The sequence below is a fragment of the Ruegeria sp. YKSF070 genome, assembly GCF_059612725.1.
Window position 1 is genome coordinate 72,419 of record NZ_JBXWRD010000005.1, and the last position, 18,934, is coordinate 91,352.

Below are 18,934 nucleotides of genomic sequence, written 5' to 3' on the forward strand. Positions count from 1 at the left end.
GTGATCACAAGGAAACATGCAGAACCCGCGCCCGACCGACCAGACAGCCGCCGCCCATGACCGGGTCTATCGCACCCTGCGCACACGCATCATGCATGGCGAAATGTCACCGGGTCAGGCACTGACCCTGCGCGGCATTGGCAAGGAATTCGACGTTTCGATGACCCCCGCGCGCGAGGCGATCCGTCGTCTTGTCGCCGAAGGAGCGCTATTCCTTTCCAGCTCGGGCCGAGTTTCGACCCCAGAACTAAGCAGCGAGCGGATCGAGGAACTGGCCGCCCTTCGCGCCCTCTTGGAAGTGGAACTGGCCAGCCGCGCCCTGCCGCGTGCCCATATGGCACTGATCGACCGGTTGCAGACGATCAACGGCACCGTGGCCGAGATGGTGTCGAAACGCGATGCGGTGGGCTATATCCGCACCAATCTGGAATTTCACCGCACCCTTTACCTTCGGGCGCAGGCGCCGGCGATGCTGGCCATGGCGGAAACCGTCTGGCTGCAGTTGGGACCGACGATGCGCGCGCTCTATGGCCGACTGCGTCGCACCGACCCGCCGCAATATCACAAGCTGATCATCGCCGCGCTGAAGGCGGGCGATGAACCCGGATTGCGGCTGGCGGTGCGTTCCGACGTGACACAGGGCCTGCGGCTGTTGGTGACGTGATCAACAGCCCTCAGGACTTGATGGCGATCCGGCTCACATAGGACATGAAGCCAAAGAACTTGTCGGCCTCCAGACGTTGGCGTGCCTCGGATTTCAGGGCCGCCGCCGTTTCGGGGAACAGCAAGCCATTCTCCGCCATCTTGTCCGCACCGCAGTCGATGACGGTCAGGAAATACCCGGCCTCGCCCTCGGCCACGTATCCATGCCCCCGTTGACCACCCAATTCGAACCCTGCCTCGGTCAAAAGATCGCCGACTTGCCGCATGATCCAAAGGTTGGTGACATTCTGATTGATCATGAATCGCACAACCTGTTCCAGCGGATCGAAATCCCCGATCTGGGTCGTCGCGGTACTGTAATCCCCGTCACATATCGCCAGAAGCCCACCCGGCTTGAGGATGCGGAACGCCTCAGCAATCGCATCCTTAGGGCTGGGAACATGGCAAAGCAGCGTATGCATCAAGACCATGTCCACGGATGCATCCTGCAACCCCGTATCCCTGGCGTCACCGGTTTCGAAGCGCAAATTCGGCTCGGCGGCAAACTGCGCGCGGGCGCGTTCGACCATGACGGGTGATGGCTCAATCCCCAGCGCGCTTGAGGCGCCTGCAAGTCTGATCAGGTCCAGTGTGACATGGCCGGTTCCAGAGCCGAACTCGACGGCAAGAGCGCCCGGCTGCAACTCTAACCCACGCAGATATGCTTCGCGGATTGCGACTTGTGACGGGTCAAGGCAACGCAGTTCCATTGCATCCGCGATTGCGGTTTGAATGGCATGGTCCTGTGCCGCAAGGTTCGAATACGGATCTGACATGTCGGCCCCCTGAACTCGCAAGTTATCCGGTCAGTGTCCCATGAAACGGCCTAAGAACCAAATCGACGCCACCGAAACCCGTGATGGCTCGACGCTTGGCCAACAGGGCTTGGATGATTTCCAGAACTGCGACATTATCCAGTGAACAACAGGGGAGAGAAACCATGTCAAATTTCACCCGTCGCGGTACGCTTGGGTTGATCGGTGGCGCCGCCACGCTGCCGATGCTGGGAACGCCGGCTCTGGCCAACAGCAAGATGACGGTCGGCGCATTGCGCTTCACCAGCCATGCGGCGTCCTTCGTCGCCTTCGAGCGTGGCTACTTCGCCGAAGAGGGGCTGGACGTCGAATTCAAGTTCTTCGAGGCGGCCCAGCCGATGGCGGTGGCAATCGCAAGCGGTGATGCCGATTATGCGGTGACCGCGATCACCGGGGGCCTGATCAGCCTGGCCGAAAAAGGCGCGGCCAAGGTCATCGGCGGAGCGCTGAGCGAGGAAAAGGGCATCGACGGCCAGATGATCCTGGCCTCGAACGCGGCTTATGACGCGGGGTTGACCAGTGCTGCGGCACTCGACGGGCGCAGCTTTGCGGTCACGCAGCCGGGCTCGTCCTTCCACTATATGGGCGCCAAGATCGCGGCGGCCGAGGGCGCCTCGGTCAAGTTCACGCCGCTGCAAAAGGTGGGTGCGATCATCGGCGCGATGAAATCGGGACAGGTCGACGCCTGGACCATCGTGCCTCATATCGGCAAGGCGCTGTCGGGCGGTGGTGCGGTCAAGCACATCGGCATGGTTGCGGATTATCTGCCCGATTATCAGGTCACCACCGTGTTTACCTCGGCCGCCAATGCATCCGGAGAACGGGCGCAGACCGAGGCGTTCCTGCGCGCCTTCTCGCGCGGGGCGGCGGATTTCAACGCGGCGCTGGTGGACAAGACCGCCGGGGACGAGGCCGGGGTCGAAATGGTCAAGCTGGTGCACAAATATGTCTATGCAGACCAACCCTTCGAGAAGGCCGAGAAGTCCATCCGCAACGGCGCGATGCGCCTGAACAAGGATTCAGCCCTGAACATGGGTTCGGTCGAGGATCAGCTGGGCTGGTTCAAGTCCGAAGGTCTGGTCAAGGACAGCATCACGACCGAGGTGCTGGTCGACGGCTCTTATGCACCGATGATCTGACGGCACATGGAACTTGCGGTTCGCGGTCTGACCCATCGCTATGGCGACATGGTGGTGCTGGACGATGTCTCGCTGCATATCCCTGCGGGCGAAATCCTGTGCGTGGTCGGTCCGTCGGGCTGCGGCAAGTCCACGCTGCTCAGGATGCTGGGCGGGCTGGAACAACCCGATTGGGGCGAGGTGCTGCAAGGCGGCACCCCGCCCGAGGGCTGTCTGAACCCGCTGACCTATGTGTTCCAGGATTTCGCCCTGCTGCCCTGGCGCAGCGTGGCGGGCAATATCTCGTTGGTGCTCGAAGATCACCGTCTGCCGGGCGACCGGGTGCGCGCGATCATCGAGGATGTACTGGCCCGCACCCGGCTGTCGGATTTCCACGATGCATTGCCCCGGCAACTGTCAGGCGGCATGAAACAGCGGGTCGCCATTGCCCGGGCGCTGGCGGTCAACCCGGCGGTGATGCTGCTCGATGAGCCGCTTTCGGCGCTGGACGCGCAGACGCGCGAACTGTTGATGGAGGATCTGGTGGCCCTGTGGGAGCGGCAGCCCTTTACCGGCGTCTATGTCTCCCACAACCTGGCCGAGGCGGTGCGCCTGGGTCACCGCATCGCGGTGCTGTCGCGTCGCCCTGGCCGCGTGCGCGAGGTGATCGAGGTGCCGGGGACGCTGTCGGAACGGCATGCAGGGGACGCGGGGCTGGAGGCGATCCAGGCCCATCTCTGGGCACTGATGCGGGACGAGGCGGTGGCCGCCGATCTGGAGTTGCTGGATGCCTGAGATCAGGGTTCCCTTTCGTGGCGGCGGTTTCCGCCCCGAGGCGCGGCGCGGCACTGGCATCGCGGTGTTCGTGCTGCTGCTGTTCCTGATCGAATGGGGCACGCGGACGGGCTGGATTTCCAACCTGACCCTGCCGCGCCCTTCGGACGTGGCCGCCACGCTGGGTGATCTGGCCCGGTCCGGCGCGCTATGGACGCATCTGCTCCCGTCGCTCAGCCGGTTGGCGGTGGGCTCGGTGCTGGGCATCAGCGCGGGCATCGGTGTGGGAGTGCTGATCGGGCTCTTCTCGTATATCCGGGCCGGTCTGGTGCCGCTGGTGGCGGCGATCTTTCCGATCCCGAAGATTGCCTTGCTGCCGCTGTTCGTGATCTGGTTCGGCATCGACGAAGGGTCGAAATACGCCCTCATCGCGCTGGGCACCTTCACGCCCACGGTGGTGGCCACCTATGGCGCGGTCGACAATGTCGACCGAGGGCTTGTTCGTATGGGGCAGAGCTTTGGCCTGGGCTGGTGGTCGATCGTGCGCAAGATCGTGCTGCCCGGCGCGTTGCCGGGTATCCTGTCGGGACTGCGGGTGTCGCTGGCCATCGGCATCATCCTGCTGGTCGCGGCCGAGATGCTGGGCGCCGAACACGGGATCGGCGCCTATATCCTGCAAGCGGGCGCGCTCTATGATCTTGAGCGGCTTTTTGCCGGTGTGGTCATTCTGTCCTGCCTCGGCGTGCTGACCAGCTGGGCCATCGGCAAAATCGAGAAACGCTTGCTGGTCTGGCGCAGCTGATCGCGGTATCCTGCGGCAAAACAAACGAGCAGGATTCACCATGATTGATCGTCGGCTTTTTACTTTCGGCTTGGGCGCGCTCACGCTTTCGGCCTGTGGCGGGGCCACGACCGCCCCCACCGCGGCACCGGCGGAGAACTGGCCGACCGTTCCCAACGCAGGCTGGAGCGCCTGGGTCGCCTCCTTCAAGGGGCGGGCTTCGGCGCAGGGCATTTCCGCCTCAACCCTCGACAGCGCGTTTCGCGGGGCGGGCTATATCCCCAAGGTGATCGAGCGGGACCGCAACCAGACCGAGTTCAAACGCTCGCTGGAAGACTACCTGGCCATCGCGGCCTCAGACGAGCGGATCGCGACCGGCAAGCAGATGCTGGCCCGGCACGGCGCGCTCTTGGACCGGATCGAGCAACGTTATGGGGTCGACAAGGCAGTGGTGACCGCAATCTGGGGGCTGGAAAGCCGCTATGGTACCCGGCGCGGCGATGTGCCGATCGTGTCGGCCCTGTCGACGCTGGCCTATGATGGGCGGCGCGGCGCGTTTTTCGAAAAGCAGCTGATCGCGGCGATGAAGATCCTGCAAAACGGCGATACCTCGCCCCGCAACATGACCGGCAGCTGGGCCGGTGCGATGGGCCATACCCAGTTCATCCCGACCTCGTACCTGGCCTATGCGGTCGATTTCACCGGCGACGGGCGGCGCGATATCTGGTCCGAGGATCCGACCGACGCGCTGGCCTCGACCGCCGCCTATCTGGCCAATGCGGGCTGGGTGCGCGGCCAGCCCTGGGGCGGCGAGGTCGGCTCTGCTGCCGCCAGTTCGGGTACGCCACTGAATGTGCTGCAACCGCAGGTGCCGGGGCCGAAAATCGCGGTGTTCAAGAATTTCAACGTGATCAAGCGCTACAACAACTCCGACAGCTACGCCATCGGCGTGGGACACTTGTCAGACCGCCTCAAGGGCGGTGGGCCGTTCAAGGCATCGTTCGGACCCGATGAGACCGGTCTGACGCTGGAAGAGCGCAAGGAGTTACAGACCCGCCTGAGCGCGGCCGGATACGATACCGGCGGCGCGGACGGGGTGATCGGGTCGAAAAGCACAGCCGCGATCAGTGACTATCAGCGCGCGCGTGGGCTGGCAGTGACCGGCACGCCCTCGGTCGAGCTGCTGCGGATGCTGCGCTAGACGGAACGGGGCGGGGGCGCTGCCCCCGTCGCCCGATGGGCGACTCCCCCGGAGTATTTCAGGCGAAATGAAGGGGCGCGCGGCGCCCTTTCCTATGCGGCCAGCCCTTTGGATCCGATATCGAGGAATTTCTTGCGACGATCCTTGATCAGCGCCTCGGCGGATTTGCCCTCAAGCTCCTTGAGCATGGTGGCGATGGCGGTGCGTACCGCTTCCATCGCGGCGGGTTTGTCGCGATGGGCACCGCCGCGCGGCTCTGGGATAACCCGGTCCACCACGCCCAGTTTCAGCAGATCCTGCGCGGTCAGGCGCAGCGCTTCGGCCGCCTCGCGCATCTTTTCGGCATTCTTCCAGAGGATCGAGGCGCAGCCCTCGGGCGAGATCACCGAATAGATCGAGTGCTCCAGCATCGCCACTCGGTTGGCGGTGGCAAAGGCGACCGCGCCGCCGGAACCACCCTCGCCGATGATGACCGAGACCAGCGGCACACCGGCGCGCAGGCACATCTCCGTCGAACGGGCGATGGCCTCGGACTGGCCGCGTTCTTCGGCGCCCTTGCCGGGATAGGCGCCCGCGGTATCGACCAGGGTAACCACCGGCAGACCGAACCGGCCAGCCATCTCGATCAGGCGCACCGCCTTGCGGTAGCCTTCGGGCCGGGCCATGCCGAAGTTGTGGGCGATGCGCGATTTGGTGTCCGAGCCCTTCTCGTGGCCGATCACCATGACCGGGCGGTCATTGAACCGCGCCAGCCCGCCCATTACCGCCAGATCATCGGCAAAGTTCCGGTCGCCGGCCAGCGGCGTGTATTCGGTGAACAACGCATCGACATAGTCGCGGCAATGCGGGCGTTCGGGGTGCCGGGCCACCTGACATTTACGCCAGGGGGTCAGATCGCGATATAGCTCGTCCAGAAGCTTGGCCGCCTTGGCATCGAGCGCCGCGGCCTCTTCTGCCACGTCCATCTCTTCGTTGGCGCGGGCCAGAGCGCGCAGTTCCTCGGCCTTGCCTTCGATTTCGGCCAGCGGTTTCTCGAAATCCAGATACTGGGTCATGGTGCCCTCACGTCGCGGAGTTTCCCGCTATATGACCTCAGGGCGCGCAGGATGCAACTCGGCAAGATTTGTGGGACGCTTCGATGGCAGTCTGCCGGGGCAGAGGAAACAGGCATCAGGCAATGACAGATTACGAAGGGCGCATCCTGCGGGTGCTGAACTACATCCATGACAATCCGGGCGGCGACCTGTCGCTGGACCAGTTGGCGGATGTGGCGGCGATGTCGCGGTTTCACTGGCACCGCGTGTTCCGGGCGCTGACTGGCGAGACCTGTGCCCAGACGGTGCGGCGGATGCGGTTGCACCGGGCAGCTACCGCACTGGTGCAGACCCGGGCCCGGGTGGACGAGATCGCCGCCTCGGTCGGTTATCCCAACCCGGTCTCCTTCGCGCGCGTTTTTGCCGAGACCTATGGGCAAAGCCCGTCGGCCTTTCGCAGGGCCAATCGGTTGTTGCCGCCTCTGCCCCCCTTCAGAACAGGAGACTATCCAGTGCAACCCGTCGAGATCCGCACTGAGCCCGCCCGCCGCCTGGTGGGGGTCAACCATCGCGGCGCCTATTCCGCCATTGGCCGCAGCTTCGAGAGCTTTTCGGCTCTGTGCCAGTCCCGCAACCTGTGGCCGCAGATCGCGGAGTCGGTTGCGGTCTATCTCGACAGCCCCGACTGCGTGCCCGAGGCGGAACTGCGGTCCTTTGCAGGCGGAACATGGCGCGGCGAGGATATCCCGCAAGGGATGGAAGAGCACCACCTGCCGGGCGGCAGGACGGCGGTCATGACCTACAAGGGTCCCTATTCCGGGCTCGCTGCCGCCTATCATTCTCTGTTCGGCACTTGGTTGCCCGGTTCGGGCGAGGAGCCAGCGGACAGCCCTTGTTTCGAGATTTACCTCAACGATCCGCGCGCGGTTCCACCCGAAGAACTGCTGACCGAAATCTGCCTGCCCCTGAAGTGAGGCCTTGGTCGTGGCCGATGAAACCCTTCGCGTCTCACTCGACCATCTCGCGGGCTTCGATCTGCGCACCTTTCGCCATATCGGACCCTATGCGCAGAAGGCCGCGGGATTTTCGCAACTCCTCTCCTGCCTGCCGCCCGATTGGCGGGCACGCGGGTGGGGGCCCGTGGTCGGGCTCTACCTGTCCGACCCGGCCCGAACCCCGCTATCGCAACAGATCTATGTTGCCGGATGCGCGGTACCGCGGGACACAGGCGAGGTTGCGGGTCTGGAACCGTGGCGCCAGAGGCCCTGTCATTGTGCCGTGCATCGGCATGTGGGGCCTATGAGCAGATACCGGACAAGTTCCGCAGGCTCTACGAGCGCGAGTTGCAGCGGTTGCGGGTCTGGCCCGATCTTGTGCCGCCTTTCGAGATTTATCACGACGATCCCGAACACACGGCACCCGAGGCGCTGCGCACCGATCTGTGCATTCCCCTGCGACCCTAGCCGGGCCAGAGCACCGGGTAGAGCGACAAAACAAGCAACCCGGCCATGGTCCAGTTGAACACTGTCAAACGGCGCGGATTGGTCAGCAACCGCGCCATCTGCTGGCCCAGTACCGTCCAGGTGCTGACCGAGGGCAGGTTGACCGCTCCGAAAATCGCGGCAACCACCAGCACCGCCGTCAGCGTCTGTCCCGGCGCATAGGCCGATATCGCGGTCAGCGCCATCGCCCAGGCCTTGGGGTTGACCCATTGAAAGACCGCCGCCTGAAGGAATGTCATCGGGCGCCCCGCCGCTGCCCGCCGCTTGGCCGGGGCGGCATTGGCGATCTTCCAGGCGAGATAGAGCAGATAGACGACCGAGGCATATCTGAGCAGGATATAGCTGAACGGCCATGCATCAAAGACCTGCACCAGCCCGACGCCAACCATCACCACCATGAAGGTAAAGCCCAGCCCAATCCCCAGCATATGCGGAACCGAGCGGCGAAACCCGAAATTGGCGCCTGAGGCCATCAGCATCAGGTTGTTCGGCCCCGGCGTGATGGACGAGACAAAGGCAAAGAGCAGAAGGGCGATGAGCAGATCGTATGTCATGCGCAAACTCTTGCGCGGCTCATGGCAAATGAAATTGCGTTCTAGCGACCATTCACTGTAAATTCGCAATCAATGACGAAGATCGACGAAATAAACCGCAAGATATTGCAGGAATTGTCCCGCGACGGTCGGATCAGCAATCTCGACCTTGCGGCGCGGGTGGGATTGTCGCCCTCGGCATGTTTGCGCCGGGTTCAAGAGCTGGAACGCTCGGGTGTTATCAGCGGCTACCGTGCGGTACTGAATCCGGCGGCGCTGGGTATCGGCTTTGTCGCCTATATGGGTGTCGGCCTCGGTGAGCATACCAAGGCAGCGCAAGAGCGGTTCGAGCGCGCCGTCGCCCGCGCACCCGAAGTTGTGGAGTGCCACAACATCACCGGCACCATCGAATACCTGCTGCGGGTCGAATGCGCGGATCTGCCCAGCTACAAGACTTTTCACACCGATGTTCTGGGCACCCTTCCCCATGTGAATTCTATCACGACCTATGTCGTCATGGGTTCTCCCAAGGACCTGCGCGCCTGAGGGTGCGGGGAAAAAGTGATCGTATCGGCCCTTGCCGCACGAAAATTTGATGCCTAGGCTGATCACGAATGCGTTGCCCAACTCCGGCGCCAAGACCGGTAGCGACGCTGAAAACCGGGAGTGTAACAAATGAAAGCGATCTGGATCGGCGCGCTTGCAGGGCTTGCCATGATCTGTGCAGGAGCGTTGTCGGCAGGACCGGCCAAACTGCAACCCGCCAATCCGCAGCCCGGCGGGCTGAAGCGTGGCCTGTCTGTCAGCTATGGATACGCCAGGGAAGGCGAGCACATTCGTCAACTGGCCGAGGCGCGTAGCGTGCTCAAGGCGGGCGCGCAGCGCGGCAAGGCACTGCGCGGACTCGATTATCGTGACACCGCCAAAGGTGAGAACACGCTGACCTCGAAACGGGCGGAGAATGTGGCCGCCGCGATCCGGGGTTATATTCGTTTCGATTCTCCGGGTGTTTACGAGATCGACTTCTTCACCAATGACGGGATCGACGCACGCATCGGCGGCCAGAGGGTTGGCCATTTCGACGGGCGCCAGACATGCGACAGCACCATCGTCTCCGAGGTCGAGGTTCCGCAGGCCGGCTGGTACAAGGTCGACATCACCTATTTCAACCGCCTCAATACCTCATGCCTGATGATGCGCTGGGGGCAAAAGGGCAAAGGCATGAAATGGGTCCCGAACGACGTGTTCGGTTATTGAACTTGCGCTCTAGGGCACTCTGAACAACGGGGCCCAGCGGCCCCGTTTTCATGTTGCTGCTTGCTCAAGCGCGGCGCGCAGCGCCAGTTCCGGCGAGGCCAGCACCGGCACATCGGTCCGCACCCGCGCCTGTGCCCCAGCCATTGAAGCCTGGGCCAACACCACGGCGCTCAGTTCCGGATGAGAAGCCACTGCATGTTCCACGCGCCTCGCGATTGCGTCAGCAAAGGTGTCGCTGTCGCCGGCGGTGAACAAAGGCCAAAGGTCGGACAAATCCAGATGCTCGACCCGCGCCGGACGGCCCTCGGCGGCAAACGCCGCCTCCAGCAGCGCGGTCGAGGGCGCCTTGGTGCTCTCAAGGCAGCAGACCAGCAGGACCGGCCCACCGCTTCGCGCTGCGGCCTGCATCAGAGGAGCGTCGATGCGCAAGGCCCCTGCGCGCTCTGCCACACTGCCGATGGTTGTACAGGTGCAGAGCGCCACCGGCGCCTCGACCAGAGCGGCGGTGATCTCGGCCGCAAGATCGGCGTCGATCCCGTTTTGCGCGCGCGCCAGCCAATCGGGCCGCACCACATGGGTCAGTCGGGCCTCGGGCGCGATCCGTGCGGCCAGCGCATCGAAAGTGGCGCGATGCACCTCGGCGGTATGGAACAGGGTCAGGTCAGCCATATGGTCCTCTCCAAATGACAAAGGGCGCCCGATGGACGCCCTTTGCAACAGGTATCTTCGAGCGTCAGCCGTTTGCGGCGATCAGTTCCGCCTGGGCCACGATGACCTCGGCCTGCTTGATCGAGGCGATATCGACCAGACGGCCCTTGTAGACGGTGGCACCTTCGCCCTTGGCCTTGGCCGCTTCCATCGCGGCAAGGATTTCGCGCGCTTCGGTCACCGCCTCGTCCGAAGGGGTAAAGACCTGGTTGGCCAGCGCGATCTGCTTGGGATGGATGGCCCATTTGCCGACCATGCCCAGCGTCGCCGAACGCTTGGCCTGCGCGATATAGCCCTCGTCATCGCTGAAATCGCCAAACGGGCCGTCCACCGGCAGCACCCCATGAGTGCGGCAGGCGGCGACGATGGCGGCCTGGGCCCAATGCCAGGGGTCGGACCAGTGCTTGGCCCCTTCACGCAGCATGTAATAGTTCTCTTGCGTGCCACCGATGCCGGTGGTCTGCATGCCCATCGAGGCGGCGAAATCCGCCGCGCCCAGGCTCATCGCCTGCAAGCGGGGGCTGCTGGCCGCGATCTCTTCGACATGGGCAATGCCGGCGGCGGATTCGATGATCACCTCGAAACTGATCGGCTTGCTCCGACCCTTGGCGCGCTCGATTGCGGTGACCAGCGCGTCGACCGCATAGACATCCGCCGCGCAGCCGACCTTGGGGATCATGATCTGGTCCAGCCTGTCACCCGCCTGTTCCAGCACATCCACCACATCGCGATACCAATAGAGCGTATCCAGCCCGTTGATCCGCACCGACATGTATTTGTTGCCCCAGTCGATCGTATTCAGCGCCTCGATCACGTTCGCGCGCGCGCTGTCCTTGTCGCTGGGCGCCACCGAATCCTCGAGATCGAGGTTGATGACATCCGCTGCCGAGGCCGCCATTTTCACAAACAGCTTGGTGTTCGAGCCGGGCCCGAACAACTGGCAACGATTGGGGCGCGCAGGCGCGGCGGGCTGAATGCGGAAACTCATGGGCAGACCTTTCGCCAGGTAAGGAAATTGCGATTTTTCTTCGCCCCGAGGTATTAAATTGCGCGCGCCTACGCAAGCATCTTTATGCAGACGCAGCATCTCGTCGCTGCGGCTTTCGCGCTCGCAGCAAAGAAAGGTGATTAAAGAGTAATCGTTTTGAAAACTTCGAAGATTTTTGCGCCAGAGTCCAAATTCATGCAAAATTTGCCCAGCCTGAGGATTCAACGGTAAACACAACGCGAAACGCTCGTTTTTCAAGACCTTTAGTCTTGACCGGAATCAAAGGAGTGCACCGGGATGATCGAGACACCGTATCTGCTGTTTTTGGGCGATGCCCCCGACCAACTCGCGGCGAAGGTCGCCGTGGGGATCAAGGATTGGCGCCCGGAGAACGCCGTGGGCCAGTACCGCATGGACGGGTGCAAGGCCGATCTGGGACTGACCGACATGGATCTGGCCCAGGCGCGCGAGGCCGGTGCCAAGACACTGGTGATCGGCGTCGCCAACCGCGGCGGCGTGATCAGCCAGGACTGGAAGAAGGTTCTGGTGATGGCGCTGGAAGAAGGATTCGACCTCGCCTCTGGCCTGCACAACCTGCTGCGCGATGAACCCGACTTGGTGGCTGTGGCCGAGGCATGTGGCCGCAAGCTGCATGACGTGCGTATCCCCTCGGTCAAGTACCCGATCGCCAATGGTGTCAAACGCAAGGGCAAGCGATGCCTGGCCGTGGGCACCGACTGCTCGGTGGGCAAGATGTACACCGCGCTGGCCATGGATGCCGAGATGCGCGAGCGCGGCATGAAGTCGACCTTCCGCGCCACCGGTCAGACCGGCATCCTGATCACCGGCGACGGCGTTCCGCTGGATGCAGTCATTGCCGATTTCATGGCCGGCTCGGTGGAGTGGCTGACACCCGACAATGACGAGGACCACTGGGACCTGATCGAGGGCCAGGGCAGCCTGTTCCATGTCTCCTACTCCGGGGTGACGATGGCTCTGGTCCATGGCGGCCAGCCCGATGCGTTGATCCTGTGTCACGAACCGACCCGCGAACATATGCGCGGCTTGCCGGGGTACCAGTTGCCGACGCTGGAGGCCGTCCGCGACATGGCGCTGTCGCTGGCAAAAGTCGCGAATCCTGCGTGCCAGGTGGTCGGCGTTTCGATCAACACCCAGCACATGAGCGAAGAGGACGCCCGCGCCTATCTGGCCAGCGTCGAGGCCGAGATGGGCCTGCCCGCCACCGATCCGTTCCGCTTTGGCCCGGGTAAACTGGTGGATGCATTGGCGGCGATGTGATCTAACACCTCCGGCGGAGGCACGAGAGATTTTTCGACGAAAAATCTCGCCTCCGGCGGGAGTATTTGAGGCAAAGTGAAAGGAACGGGCGGCATGAAGATCGAGGTAGCACGCGACGTTTTCCGTTTGGCGCAGGTGTTCACGATCTCACGCGGCTCGCGGACCGAGGCCAAGGTTCTTACGGTGCGGGTCTCCGACGGTGTGCATCAGGGCTGGGGCGAATGCGTTCCCTACGCCCGCTACGATGAAACGCTCGAGTCGGTCGAGGCCGAGATCGCCGGCTTGCCGGACGAGATCACCCGAACTGCCCTGATGGACCTGCTGCCCGCGGGAGCCGCGCGCAACGCGGTCGATTGCGCCCTCTGGGATCTCGAGGCCAAGCGCGCCGGCAAACGGGTGTGGGAACTGGCTGGGCTGCCCGAGCCAAGGCCCGAGATCACGGCCTATACCCTTTCGCTCGACACCCCCGAGGCGATGCAGGCGCAGGCCGCGAAGAACGCGCATCGCCCCTTGCTCAAGATCAAGCTGGGGACTCCGGATGACATGCAGCGTCTTGAGGCGGTGCGCGCCGGGGCACCCGGCGCGAAAATCATTGTCGACGCAAACGAGGGTTGGTCTGCAGAGGTCTATGCCGACCTGGCGCCACATCTGGTGCGCCTGGGGGTGGCATTGGTCGAACAGCCCCTGCCCGCAGGTCAGGACGAAGCCCTGATCGGCATGGAGCGCCCGGTGGCTGTCTGTGCCGACGAAAGCTGTCATGACCGGAGCAGCCTTCCCAAGCTCAAGGGCAAGTATGACGTGGTCAACATCAAGCTCGACAAGACCGGCGGGCTGACCGAGGCGCTGGAACTGCGTCGCGCCGCGCTGGCCGAGGGCTATGACATCATGGTGGGCTGCATGGTTGGCTCGTCGCTCGCAATGGCACCGGCGACGCTGGTGGCGCAGGGCGCGCTGGTCACTGACCTCGACGGGCCCCTTCTGCTGGCCGAGGATCGCGAGACGCCGCTTCAATTCGATGCGGCTGGCGTGCATCCGCCCAGCGCCTCCCTCTGGGGCTGAGCGTCGGAGGCGGCGGGCGATGACTGCGTGGGTCTTCTTGACGGGCGCGTGCCTTCTCGGTCTGACTGCCCTGATGCTCTGGCGCTGGCGCGACCTGCGCGCCGACGTGGCAGAGGCGCGGCGCCTTGCCAGATTTCAGCCTGTCGAGCCGGATCGTTTCGACCCTCGGATGGTGACTGATCTTCCCGACCCAGCACGCCGATTTTTCCTCTGGGCCATCACGCCGGGCACCAAGCTGTTCACTGTCGCCGCGTTGGAGATGCAGGGCAAGTTCGGCATGGGAGACAAGGAACACCCGGGCTACATGCCGATGAGGGCCCGGCAGACCCTTGCCAGCCCGCATGGCTTTATCTGGTCAATGCGGGCCGGGCGGGGATTGCGTAAGCTGTCAGGGTCGGATTCTGGCAGTTGGACCCGGTTCTGGCTGTCCGGGCTGGTGCCGGTCGCCCGCTATGGGGGGACATCCGACCATCGCCGCTCGGCCTTTGGCCGCTATGCTGCCGAGGCGGTTATGTGGACTCCGGCGGCGGTCCTGCCGCGTCCAGGCGTTACCTGGGACTCTGTCGACGCGCAGACAGCGCGGGTGACAATCACCCGGGACGGCCTGGAACAGGCGGTCGAGTTGACGGTGGACGCTTCGGGCGCGCCGGTCCGGATCGCCTTTTCCCGCTGGAGCAATGCCAACCCGGAAAAGGCATGGAGGCTGCAGCCGTTCGGCGCCGTGTTATCCGATGGCCGTGTGTTCTCTGGGTTCCGCGTGCCGACCCATGTCGAGGCGGGCAACCATTTCGGAACCGAAGCCTATTTTCCGTTTTTCGTCGCCGATGTCACCGACCTGCGCTTTCCGCAGTTGGACCGGACTTGACGCAGACCCCTAATCGCCGCAAGACGCGGCATGAGCGAGAGGAATATCCCATGACCCGCACCGTTTACGTAAATGGCGAATACCTGCCCGAAACCGAAGCCAAGGTTTCCATCTTCGATCGTGGCTTCCTGATGGCGGATGCGGTTTACGAGGTGACAAGCGTTCTGGATGGCAAGCTGATCGATTTCGAAGGCCACGCGGTACGACTCAAGCGGTCGCTGGACGAGCTGGACATGGCCGAACCCTGTAGCAAAGACGAGCTGTTGGAGATCCACCGCAAGCTGGTCGACGTGAACGGGATTGAAGAGGGGCTGGTCTATCTTCAGGTTACACGCGGGTCGGACGGTGACCGCGATTTCATCTTCCCCTCGCCTGACACGCCGCCCTCGCTGGTTCTGTTCACCCAGTCCAAGCCCGGTCTGGCTGACAGCCCCGAATCGAAACGCGGCGCCAAGATCATCTCGATCGAGGATATCCGCTGGGGCCGCCGCGATATCAAGACGGTGCAACTGCTCTATCCCTCGATGGGGAAGATGATGGCCAAGAAGGCCGGCTGCGACGATGCCTGGATGGTCGAGGACGGGTATGTGACCGAGGGTACTTCGAACAATGCCTATTTCATCAAGAACGGCAAGATCGTGACCCGGCCGCTGTCCAATGACATTCTGCACGGCATCACCCGCAAGGCGGTGCTGCGACTGGCGCAAGAGGCACAGATGGAGATCGAGGAACGGCTTTTTACCATCGACGAGGCAAAGACCGCGGACGAGGCTTTTACCACCTCGGCCAGCGCCTTCGTGATGCCGGTGGTCGAGATCGATGGCGCCACATTGGGTGACGGAACGCCCGGACCGATCGCCCGCCGTCTGCGCGAGATCTACATTGATGAAGCACGTAAGACCGCGATCTGAAAGGGTTCCGGCCTGAAGCCTGCCAAAGCCACCCTGTCGGGTGGCTTTTTGCGTGTTCCGGGGTGACCACCCACCCGGAACACCGCTTCACCACTTGCGGTTCTGCGACCGCTGGGCAAGGCTGATCGGACAGCCGTTCGTCGCGAAGACGAAGGCACCCGGGAAAGGGCCGAAATGAGCGAGTTCCAACCACGTTTTGGCGGATTTGAACAAAAGGTGCGCGACAGTTTCGCGCGTCAACCGGTGATGGCGACACTGGGCGCCCGCATCGACGCTCTGTCTGCGGGCCGGATCGAGTTGAGCATGCCCTATGATCCGGCTTTTGCCCAACAGCACGGATTTCTGCACGCGGGCATCGTTTCGACGGTGCTGGACAGCGCCTGCGGCTATGCGGCATTTTCCCTGATGGAGAAAGAAGCGGCCGTTCTGACGGTGGAGTTCAAGGCCAACTTTCTGAATCCGGCCCAGGGCCAAAGGTTTGCGTTCCGGGCCGAGGTGGTAAAACCCGGCCGCACCCTGACCGTTGCCACGGCCACCGCCTATGCGAAGCAGGATGGTCAGGAGCGGGCGATTGCCACCATGACCGCAACCCTGATGGCCTTGGTCGGACGCAGCGGCGTCACCGGATGACGCGCGCGGTTCAGTCCCGGTCGGTCACATTTTCCTTGAACGCCACCTCGAAAGCGGCCTGTTTCTCGGCACTCGCCTCGGCCTGATACTTGGCTTTCCATTCGGCCATCGTCATACCGTAATAGATCTCGCGAGCCTCGTCCTTGCCCATCTCGATACCCTTTTCGTTGGCCGCCTCCTGGTACCAGCGCGCCAGACAGTTGCGGCAGAACCCGGCCATATTCATCAGGTCGATATTCTGCACATCGGTGCGGTCCTGCATCAGGTGTTTTTGCAGACGGCGAAAGGCGGCGGCCTGGATTTCGATTTCGGTTTGCTTGTCCATGTCGTGGCTCCAGAGGTTGAGGGCGACGGCGCGCGTTTCAATGTCTCGACAAATCTGAGGGTAGCGCCGTTTTCCGTCTCGGAAAACGGCCCGGAAAACGTATCGTTTTCCGGCCCCCGCACAAGGTCAGAGACCACTATCGACCAACGCACCCTGCAAGATCGGCACCAATCGTTCGGCCCAGGCGTGTTGCCCGGCATGATCTCCAATCAGGTCGTTACGCAGCTCGATCAGAGCGTTTGGCCGATCAAAAGCGGTACAGTGGGTGTCTATGGCATCACCCGGCAGCACACCGGTATAGGGCTGGTTCACACCGATGCAGAGGTCCCGTTCCGCTTGCAGGCGCGCAATCAGGGGATCGGAGAAACGCTGATCCGCTGTATGCAGCACACCCACATGCCAGGGCCGCGGCTCGCGGCCGCGCAGTTGACGGGTAAACGAATGCATCGAAACCAGCACCATTCCGGGCCGTGATGCCAACTGTGCCAGCGCGTTGTGATAGGGCCGGTAGCACATGTTCAGCCGGCGTTCGCGCTCTGCCGCGTCGGCGTGGCGGTTGCCGGGAATGATCGAACCGTCATAGAGCTTCATCAGCAACGTCGGATCGTCCTCGCCCCGATTGGGGTCGATCACCAGCCGCGAGAAGTTGGCAGCGATCACAGGTGCCTCAAGCATCTCGCCCAGCAGGCGCGACACCTCGTATGCGCCGACATCATAGGCGATATGGCGCTCCATGTCCTCGCGCGCCAAACCCAGGTCTCCGCCGCAGATATCAGGCGGTACCGTATTGGTCGCATGGTCGCAGGTGATCAGCCAGCGTGAACGCCGATCCTCGCCGTGGATAAAAAACGGGGTGTATGTCATGGGCCTGTCATCTAGTTTGCCGCAGGTGTAGGACAGTTGCCGACAAAAGGGAATTGCGCCATAACGAGCGCGATGGATGTTTGCGGTAACAATGCTTGAGCAAGGGAGCGGTCGGTCATGCGTCGCCTGAGAAAAGTGAAAATCGTGGCAACGCTGGGACCGGCGTCGGAAACCTATGAGACGATCCGTGCCTTGCACGAGGCCGGGGCCGACGTGTTCCGCCTGAACATGAGCCACGGCACCCATGACGAGATCCGCTCCAAGCACCAGATCATCCGGCAGGTAGAGAAGGATCTGGACAGTCCGATCGCCATTCTGGCCGATCTTCAGGGCCCCAAATTGCGGGTAGGAACCTTTGCCAACGACGCCGAGGACCTGTCTGAGGGCGCGGCGTTCCGGCTTGATCTGGACCCGACGCCGGGCGATGCCAAGCGTGTCTGCCTGCCGCACCCCGAGATTTTCCAGGCGCTGGAACCTGGCGCGCATCTGCTGGTCAACGATGGCAAGATCCGGCTGAAGGTAACCGATTGCGGCCCCGACTTCGCCGATTGCACCGTAATCACCGGCGGCACCATCTCGAACCGAAAGGGGGTCAACGTGCCCGACGTCGTGCTGCCCCTGGCGGCGCTGTCGGAGAAGGATCGCGGCGACCTTGAGTTTGCCTGCCAGCTGGGCGTTGACTGGCTGGCGCTCAGCTTTGTCCAGCGCGCACGTGATGTTTTCGAGGCGCGCAGCCTGGCCGACGGCCGCGCCGCGATCCTGTCCAAGATCGAGAAACCTGCCGCGGTCGAGGAATTCGATGCCATCCTTGATGCTTCGGACGGGATCATGGTGGCGCGCGGCGATCTGGGGGTGGAACTGCCGGTCGCGGCGGTACCGCCCATCCAGAAACGGTTGGTGCGCCGCTGCCGCGCCGCCGCAAAGCCGGTGATCGTGGCCACCCAGATGCTGGAAAGCATGATCGAAAGCCCGATGCCCACCCGGGCCGAGGTGTCGGACGTGGCCACCGCCATTTACGAGGGCACCGACGCCATCATGCTCAGCGCCGAGTCCGCGGCCGGTCAGTATCCGATCGAGGCGGTGCAGACCATGGACAAGGTCGCCATCGAGGTCGAGGCAGACCCCACCTATAGCCAGATCATCGCCGCCTCACGCACCGCCAAGGGCAGCACAATCGCCGACGGGATCGTCGCCGCCGCGCGCGAAATCGCGGAAAAAACCGATATCAAGGCGATCTGCTGTTTCACCCAGTCCGGCACCACCGCCCTGCTCACCGCGCGCGAACGCCCGGGGGTGCCGATCATCGCCATGACTTCGTTGTTGGCAACTGCACGGCGGCTTTGCCTCAGTTGGGGCTGTCACTGTGTGATTACCCCGGAACTGGAACGGTTCAAGGGCGCCGTCGTGAATGCCGCGCGCGCCGCGCGCGCAGGTGGTTTCGCCATGGAGACCGATCAAATCGTGGTGACCGCCGGCGTGCCCTTCAACGTACCGGGCACCACCAATATCCTTCGGGTCGCCCCCTGTGACGAACGTTTGATCTATAACACCGACCCGGGCTAAGCTTC

The 18,934-nt window shown here is 63.2% G+C and carries 22 protein-coding genes; 15 read left to right on the top strand and 7 right to left on the bottom strand.

What is annotated here, in order from left to right:
• Window positions 1-16: 16 nt before the first annotated feature.
• Window positions 17-664, top strand: a complete 648-nt coding sequence (locus tag AC2FL1_RS04020; protein WP_496825145.1) for a GntR family transcriptional regulator — start codon at window positions 17-19, stop codon at window positions 662-664.
• Window positions 665-674: 10 nt separating this feature from the next.
• On the opposite strand, the gene AC2FL1_RS04025 is transcribed toward AC2FL1_RS04020, so the two are convergent.
• The gene (locus AC2FL1_RS04025; protein ID WP_496876056.1) at window positions 675-1,478 is read right to left on the bottom strand and encodes a methyltransferase domain-containing protein; all 804 of its coding nucleotides are present in this window, start codon (window positions 1,476-1,478) and stop codon (window positions 675-677) included.
• Window positions 1,479-1,642: 164 nt separating this feature from the next.
• On the opposite strand from AC2FL1_RS04025, the gene AC2FL1_RS04030 reads away from it, so the two are divergent.
• Genes AC2FL1_RS04030 through AC2FL1_RS04045 form a run of 4 tightly spaced genes read left to right on the top strand, consistent with a single transcriptional unit; the run spans window position 1,643 to window position 5,391 of the window.
• Window positions 1,643-2,656 (top strand): ABC transporter substrate-binding protein, encoded by a 1,014-nt coding sequence (locus AC2FL1_RS04030; protein WP_496876057.1) that lies wholly within the window; start codon window positions 1,643-1,645, stop codon window positions 2,654-2,656.
• A 6-nt stretch (window positions 2,657-2,662) separates the two neighbouring features.
• Window positions 2,663-3,430 (top strand): ABC transporter ATP-binding protein, encoded by a 768-nt coding sequence (locus AC2FL1_RS04035; protein WP_496876058.1) that lies wholly within the window; start codon window positions 2,663-2,665, stop codon window positions 3,428-3,430.
• Entirely contained in the window at window positions 3,423-4,211 is a 789-nt protein-coding gene (locus tag AC2FL1_RS04040; RefSeq protein ID WP_496825148.1) for an ABC transporter permease, read from the top strand. The genes AC2FL1_RS04035 and AC2FL1_RS04040 overlap by 8 nt, the downstream gene beginning before the upstream one ends.
• A gap of 40 nt (window positions 4,212-4,251) precedes the next feature.
• The gene (locus tag AC2FL1_RS04045; RefSeq protein ID WP_496876059.1) at window positions 4,252-5,391 is read left to right on the top strand and encodes a lytic murein transglycosylase; all 1,140 of its coding nucleotides are present in this window, start codon (window positions 4,252-4,254) and stop codon (window positions 5,389-5,391) included.
• A 92-nt stretch (window positions 5,392-5,483) separates the two neighbouring features.
• Here AC2FL1_RS04045 and AC2FL1_RS04050 read toward each other — a convergent pair whose 3' ends face one another.
• Window positions 5,484-6,446, bottom strand: coding sequence for an acetyl-CoA carboxylase carboxyltransferase subunit alpha (locus AC2FL1_RS04050; RefSeq protein WP_496825150.1), 963 nt, complete (start codon window positions 6,444-6,446; stop codon window positions 5,484-5,486).
• 122 nt (window positions 6,447-6,568) lie between these two features.
• Here AC2FL1_RS04050 and AC2FL1_RS04055 point away from each other — a divergent pair, with 122 nt between their 5' ends.
• Window positions 6,569-7,399 (top strand): AraC family transcriptional regulator, encoded by an 831-nt coding sequence (locus AC2FL1_RS04055; RefSeq protein WP_496876060.1) that lies wholly within the window; start codon window positions 6,569-6,571, stop codon window positions 7,397-7,399.
• A gap of 297 nt (window positions 7,400-7,696) precedes the next feature.
• Window positions 7,697-7,888: a GyrI-like domain-containing protein gene (locus AC2FL1_RS04060; protein WP_496876061.1), complete on the top strand. Its 192-nt coding sequence runs from the start codon at window positions 7,697-7,699 to the stop codon at window positions 7,886-7,888.
• On the opposite strand, the gene AC2FL1_RS04065 is transcribed toward AC2FL1_RS04060, so the two are convergent.
• The gene (locus tag AC2FL1_RS04065) at window positions 7,885-8,481 is read right to left on the bottom strand and encodes a LysE family translocator (protein WP_496876062.1); all 597 of its coding nucleotides are present in this window, start codon (window positions 8,479-8,481) and stop codon (window positions 7,885-7,887) included. The genes AC2FL1_RS04060 and AC2FL1_RS04065 overlap by 4 nt on opposite strands.
• A gap of 72 nt (window positions 8,482-8,553) precedes the next feature.
• Between AC2FL1_RS04065 and AC2FL1_RS04070 the strand changes: the two genes are divergently transcribed.
• The gene (locus AC2FL1_RS04070; protein ID WP_496876063.1) at window positions 8,554-9,006 is read left to right on the top strand and encodes an Lrp/AsnC family transcriptional regulator; all 453 of its coding nucleotides are present in this window, start codon (window positions 8,554-8,556) and stop codon (window positions 9,004-9,006) included.
• Between the two features lie 129 nt (window positions 9,007-9,135).
• The gene (locus tag AC2FL1_RS04075) at window positions 9,136-9,717 is read left to right on the top strand and encodes a PA14 domain-containing protein (RefSeq protein WP_234138747.1); all 582 of its coding nucleotides are present in this window, start codon (window positions 9,136-9,138) and stop codon (window positions 9,715-9,717) included.
• A 48-nt stretch (window positions 9,718-9,765) separates the two neighbouring features.
• Here the strand turns inward: AC2FL1_RS04075 and AC2FL1_RS04080 are convergent, their stop codons facing one another.
• Both AC2FL1_RS04080 and AC2FL1_RS04085 read right to left on the bottom strand, forming a co-directional pair.
• A complete protein-coding gene (locus tag AC2FL1_RS04080) occupies window positions 9,766-10,386 on the bottom strand; it encodes a hypothetical protein (protein WP_496876064.1) in 621 nt (206 codons plus the stop codon).
• 64 nt (window positions 10,387-10,450) lie between these two features.
• The gene (locus AC2FL1_RS04085) at window positions 10,451-11,413 is read right to left on the bottom strand and encodes an L-malyl-CoA/beta-methylmalyl-CoA lyase (RefSeq protein WP_496876065.1); all 963 of its coding nucleotides are present in this window, start codon (window positions 11,411-11,413) and stop codon (window positions 10,451-10,453) included.
• 297 nt (window positions 11,414-11,710) lie between these two features.
• Here AC2FL1_RS04085 and dgcN point away from each other — a divergent pair, with 297 nt between their 5' ends.
• The 5 genes from dgcN (at window position 11,711) to AC2FL1_RS04110 (ending at window position 16,177) form a co-directional block, all read left to right on the top strand.
• Window positions 11,711-12,712 carry an N-acetyltransferase DgcN gene (gene dgcN, locus AC2FL1_RS04090; protein WP_496825157.1) on the top strand — a complete coding sequence of 334 codons (1,002 nt, stop codon included), beginning with the start codon at window positions 11,711-11,713 and terminating at the stop codon, window positions 12,710-12,712.
• 93 nt (window positions 12,713-12,805) lie between these two features.
• Entirely contained in the window at window positions 12,806-13,771 is a 966-nt protein-coding gene (gene dgcA / locus AC2FL1_RS04095; RefSeq protein WP_496825158.1) for an N-acetyl-D-Glu racemase DgcA, read from the top strand.
• Window positions 13,772-13,844: 73 nt separating this feature from the next.
• The gene (locus AC2FL1_RS04100; RefSeq protein ID WP_496876066.1) at window positions 13,845-14,636 is read left to right on the top strand and encodes a DUF6544 family protein; all 792 of its coding nucleotides are present in this window, start codon (window positions 13,845-13,847) and stop codon (window positions 14,634-14,636) included.
• Between the two features lie 50 nt (window positions 14,637-14,686).
• The gene (locus tag AC2FL1_RS04105) at window positions 14,687-15,547 is read left to right on the top strand and encodes a D-amino-acid transaminase (RefSeq protein WP_234144562.1); all 861 of its coding nucleotides are present in this window, start codon (window positions 14,687-14,689) and stop codon (window positions 15,545-15,547) included.
• Between the two features lie 174 nt (window positions 15,548-15,721).
• Window positions 15,722-16,177 (top strand): PaaI family thioesterase, encoded by a 456-nt coding sequence (locus AC2FL1_RS04110; RefSeq protein WP_234138755.1) that lies wholly within the window; start codon window positions 15,722-15,724, stop codon window positions 16,175-16,177.
• A 10-nt stretch (window positions 16,178-16,187) separates the two neighbouring features.
• On the opposite strand, the gene AC2FL1_RS04115 is transcribed toward AC2FL1_RS04110, so the two are convergent.
• On the bottom strand, window positions 16,188-16,502 hold the full coding sequence (locus AC2FL1_RS04115; protein ID WP_496876067.1) for a DUF1244 domain-containing protein: 315 nt from the start codon (window positions 16,500-16,502) through the stop codon (window positions 16,188-16,190).
• 126 nt (window positions 16,503-16,628) lie between these two features.
• Window positions 16,629-17,366: an N-formylglutamate amidohydrolase gene (locus tag AC2FL1_RS04120; RefSeq protein WP_496825162.1), complete on the bottom strand. Its 738-nt coding sequence runs from the start codon at window positions 17,364-17,366 to the stop codon at window positions 16,629-16,631.
• Between the two features lie 117 nt (window positions 17,367-17,483).
• Here AC2FL1_RS04120 and pyk point away from each other — a divergent pair, with 117 nt between their 5' ends.
• Window positions 17,484-18,929 (top strand): pyruvate kinase, encoded by a 1,446-nt coding sequence (pyk, locus tag AC2FL1_RS04125; protein WP_496876068.1) that lies wholly within the window; start codon window positions 17,484-17,486, stop codon window positions 18,927-18,929.
• The last annotated feature ends 5 nt before the right edge of the window (window positions 18,930-18,934 follow it).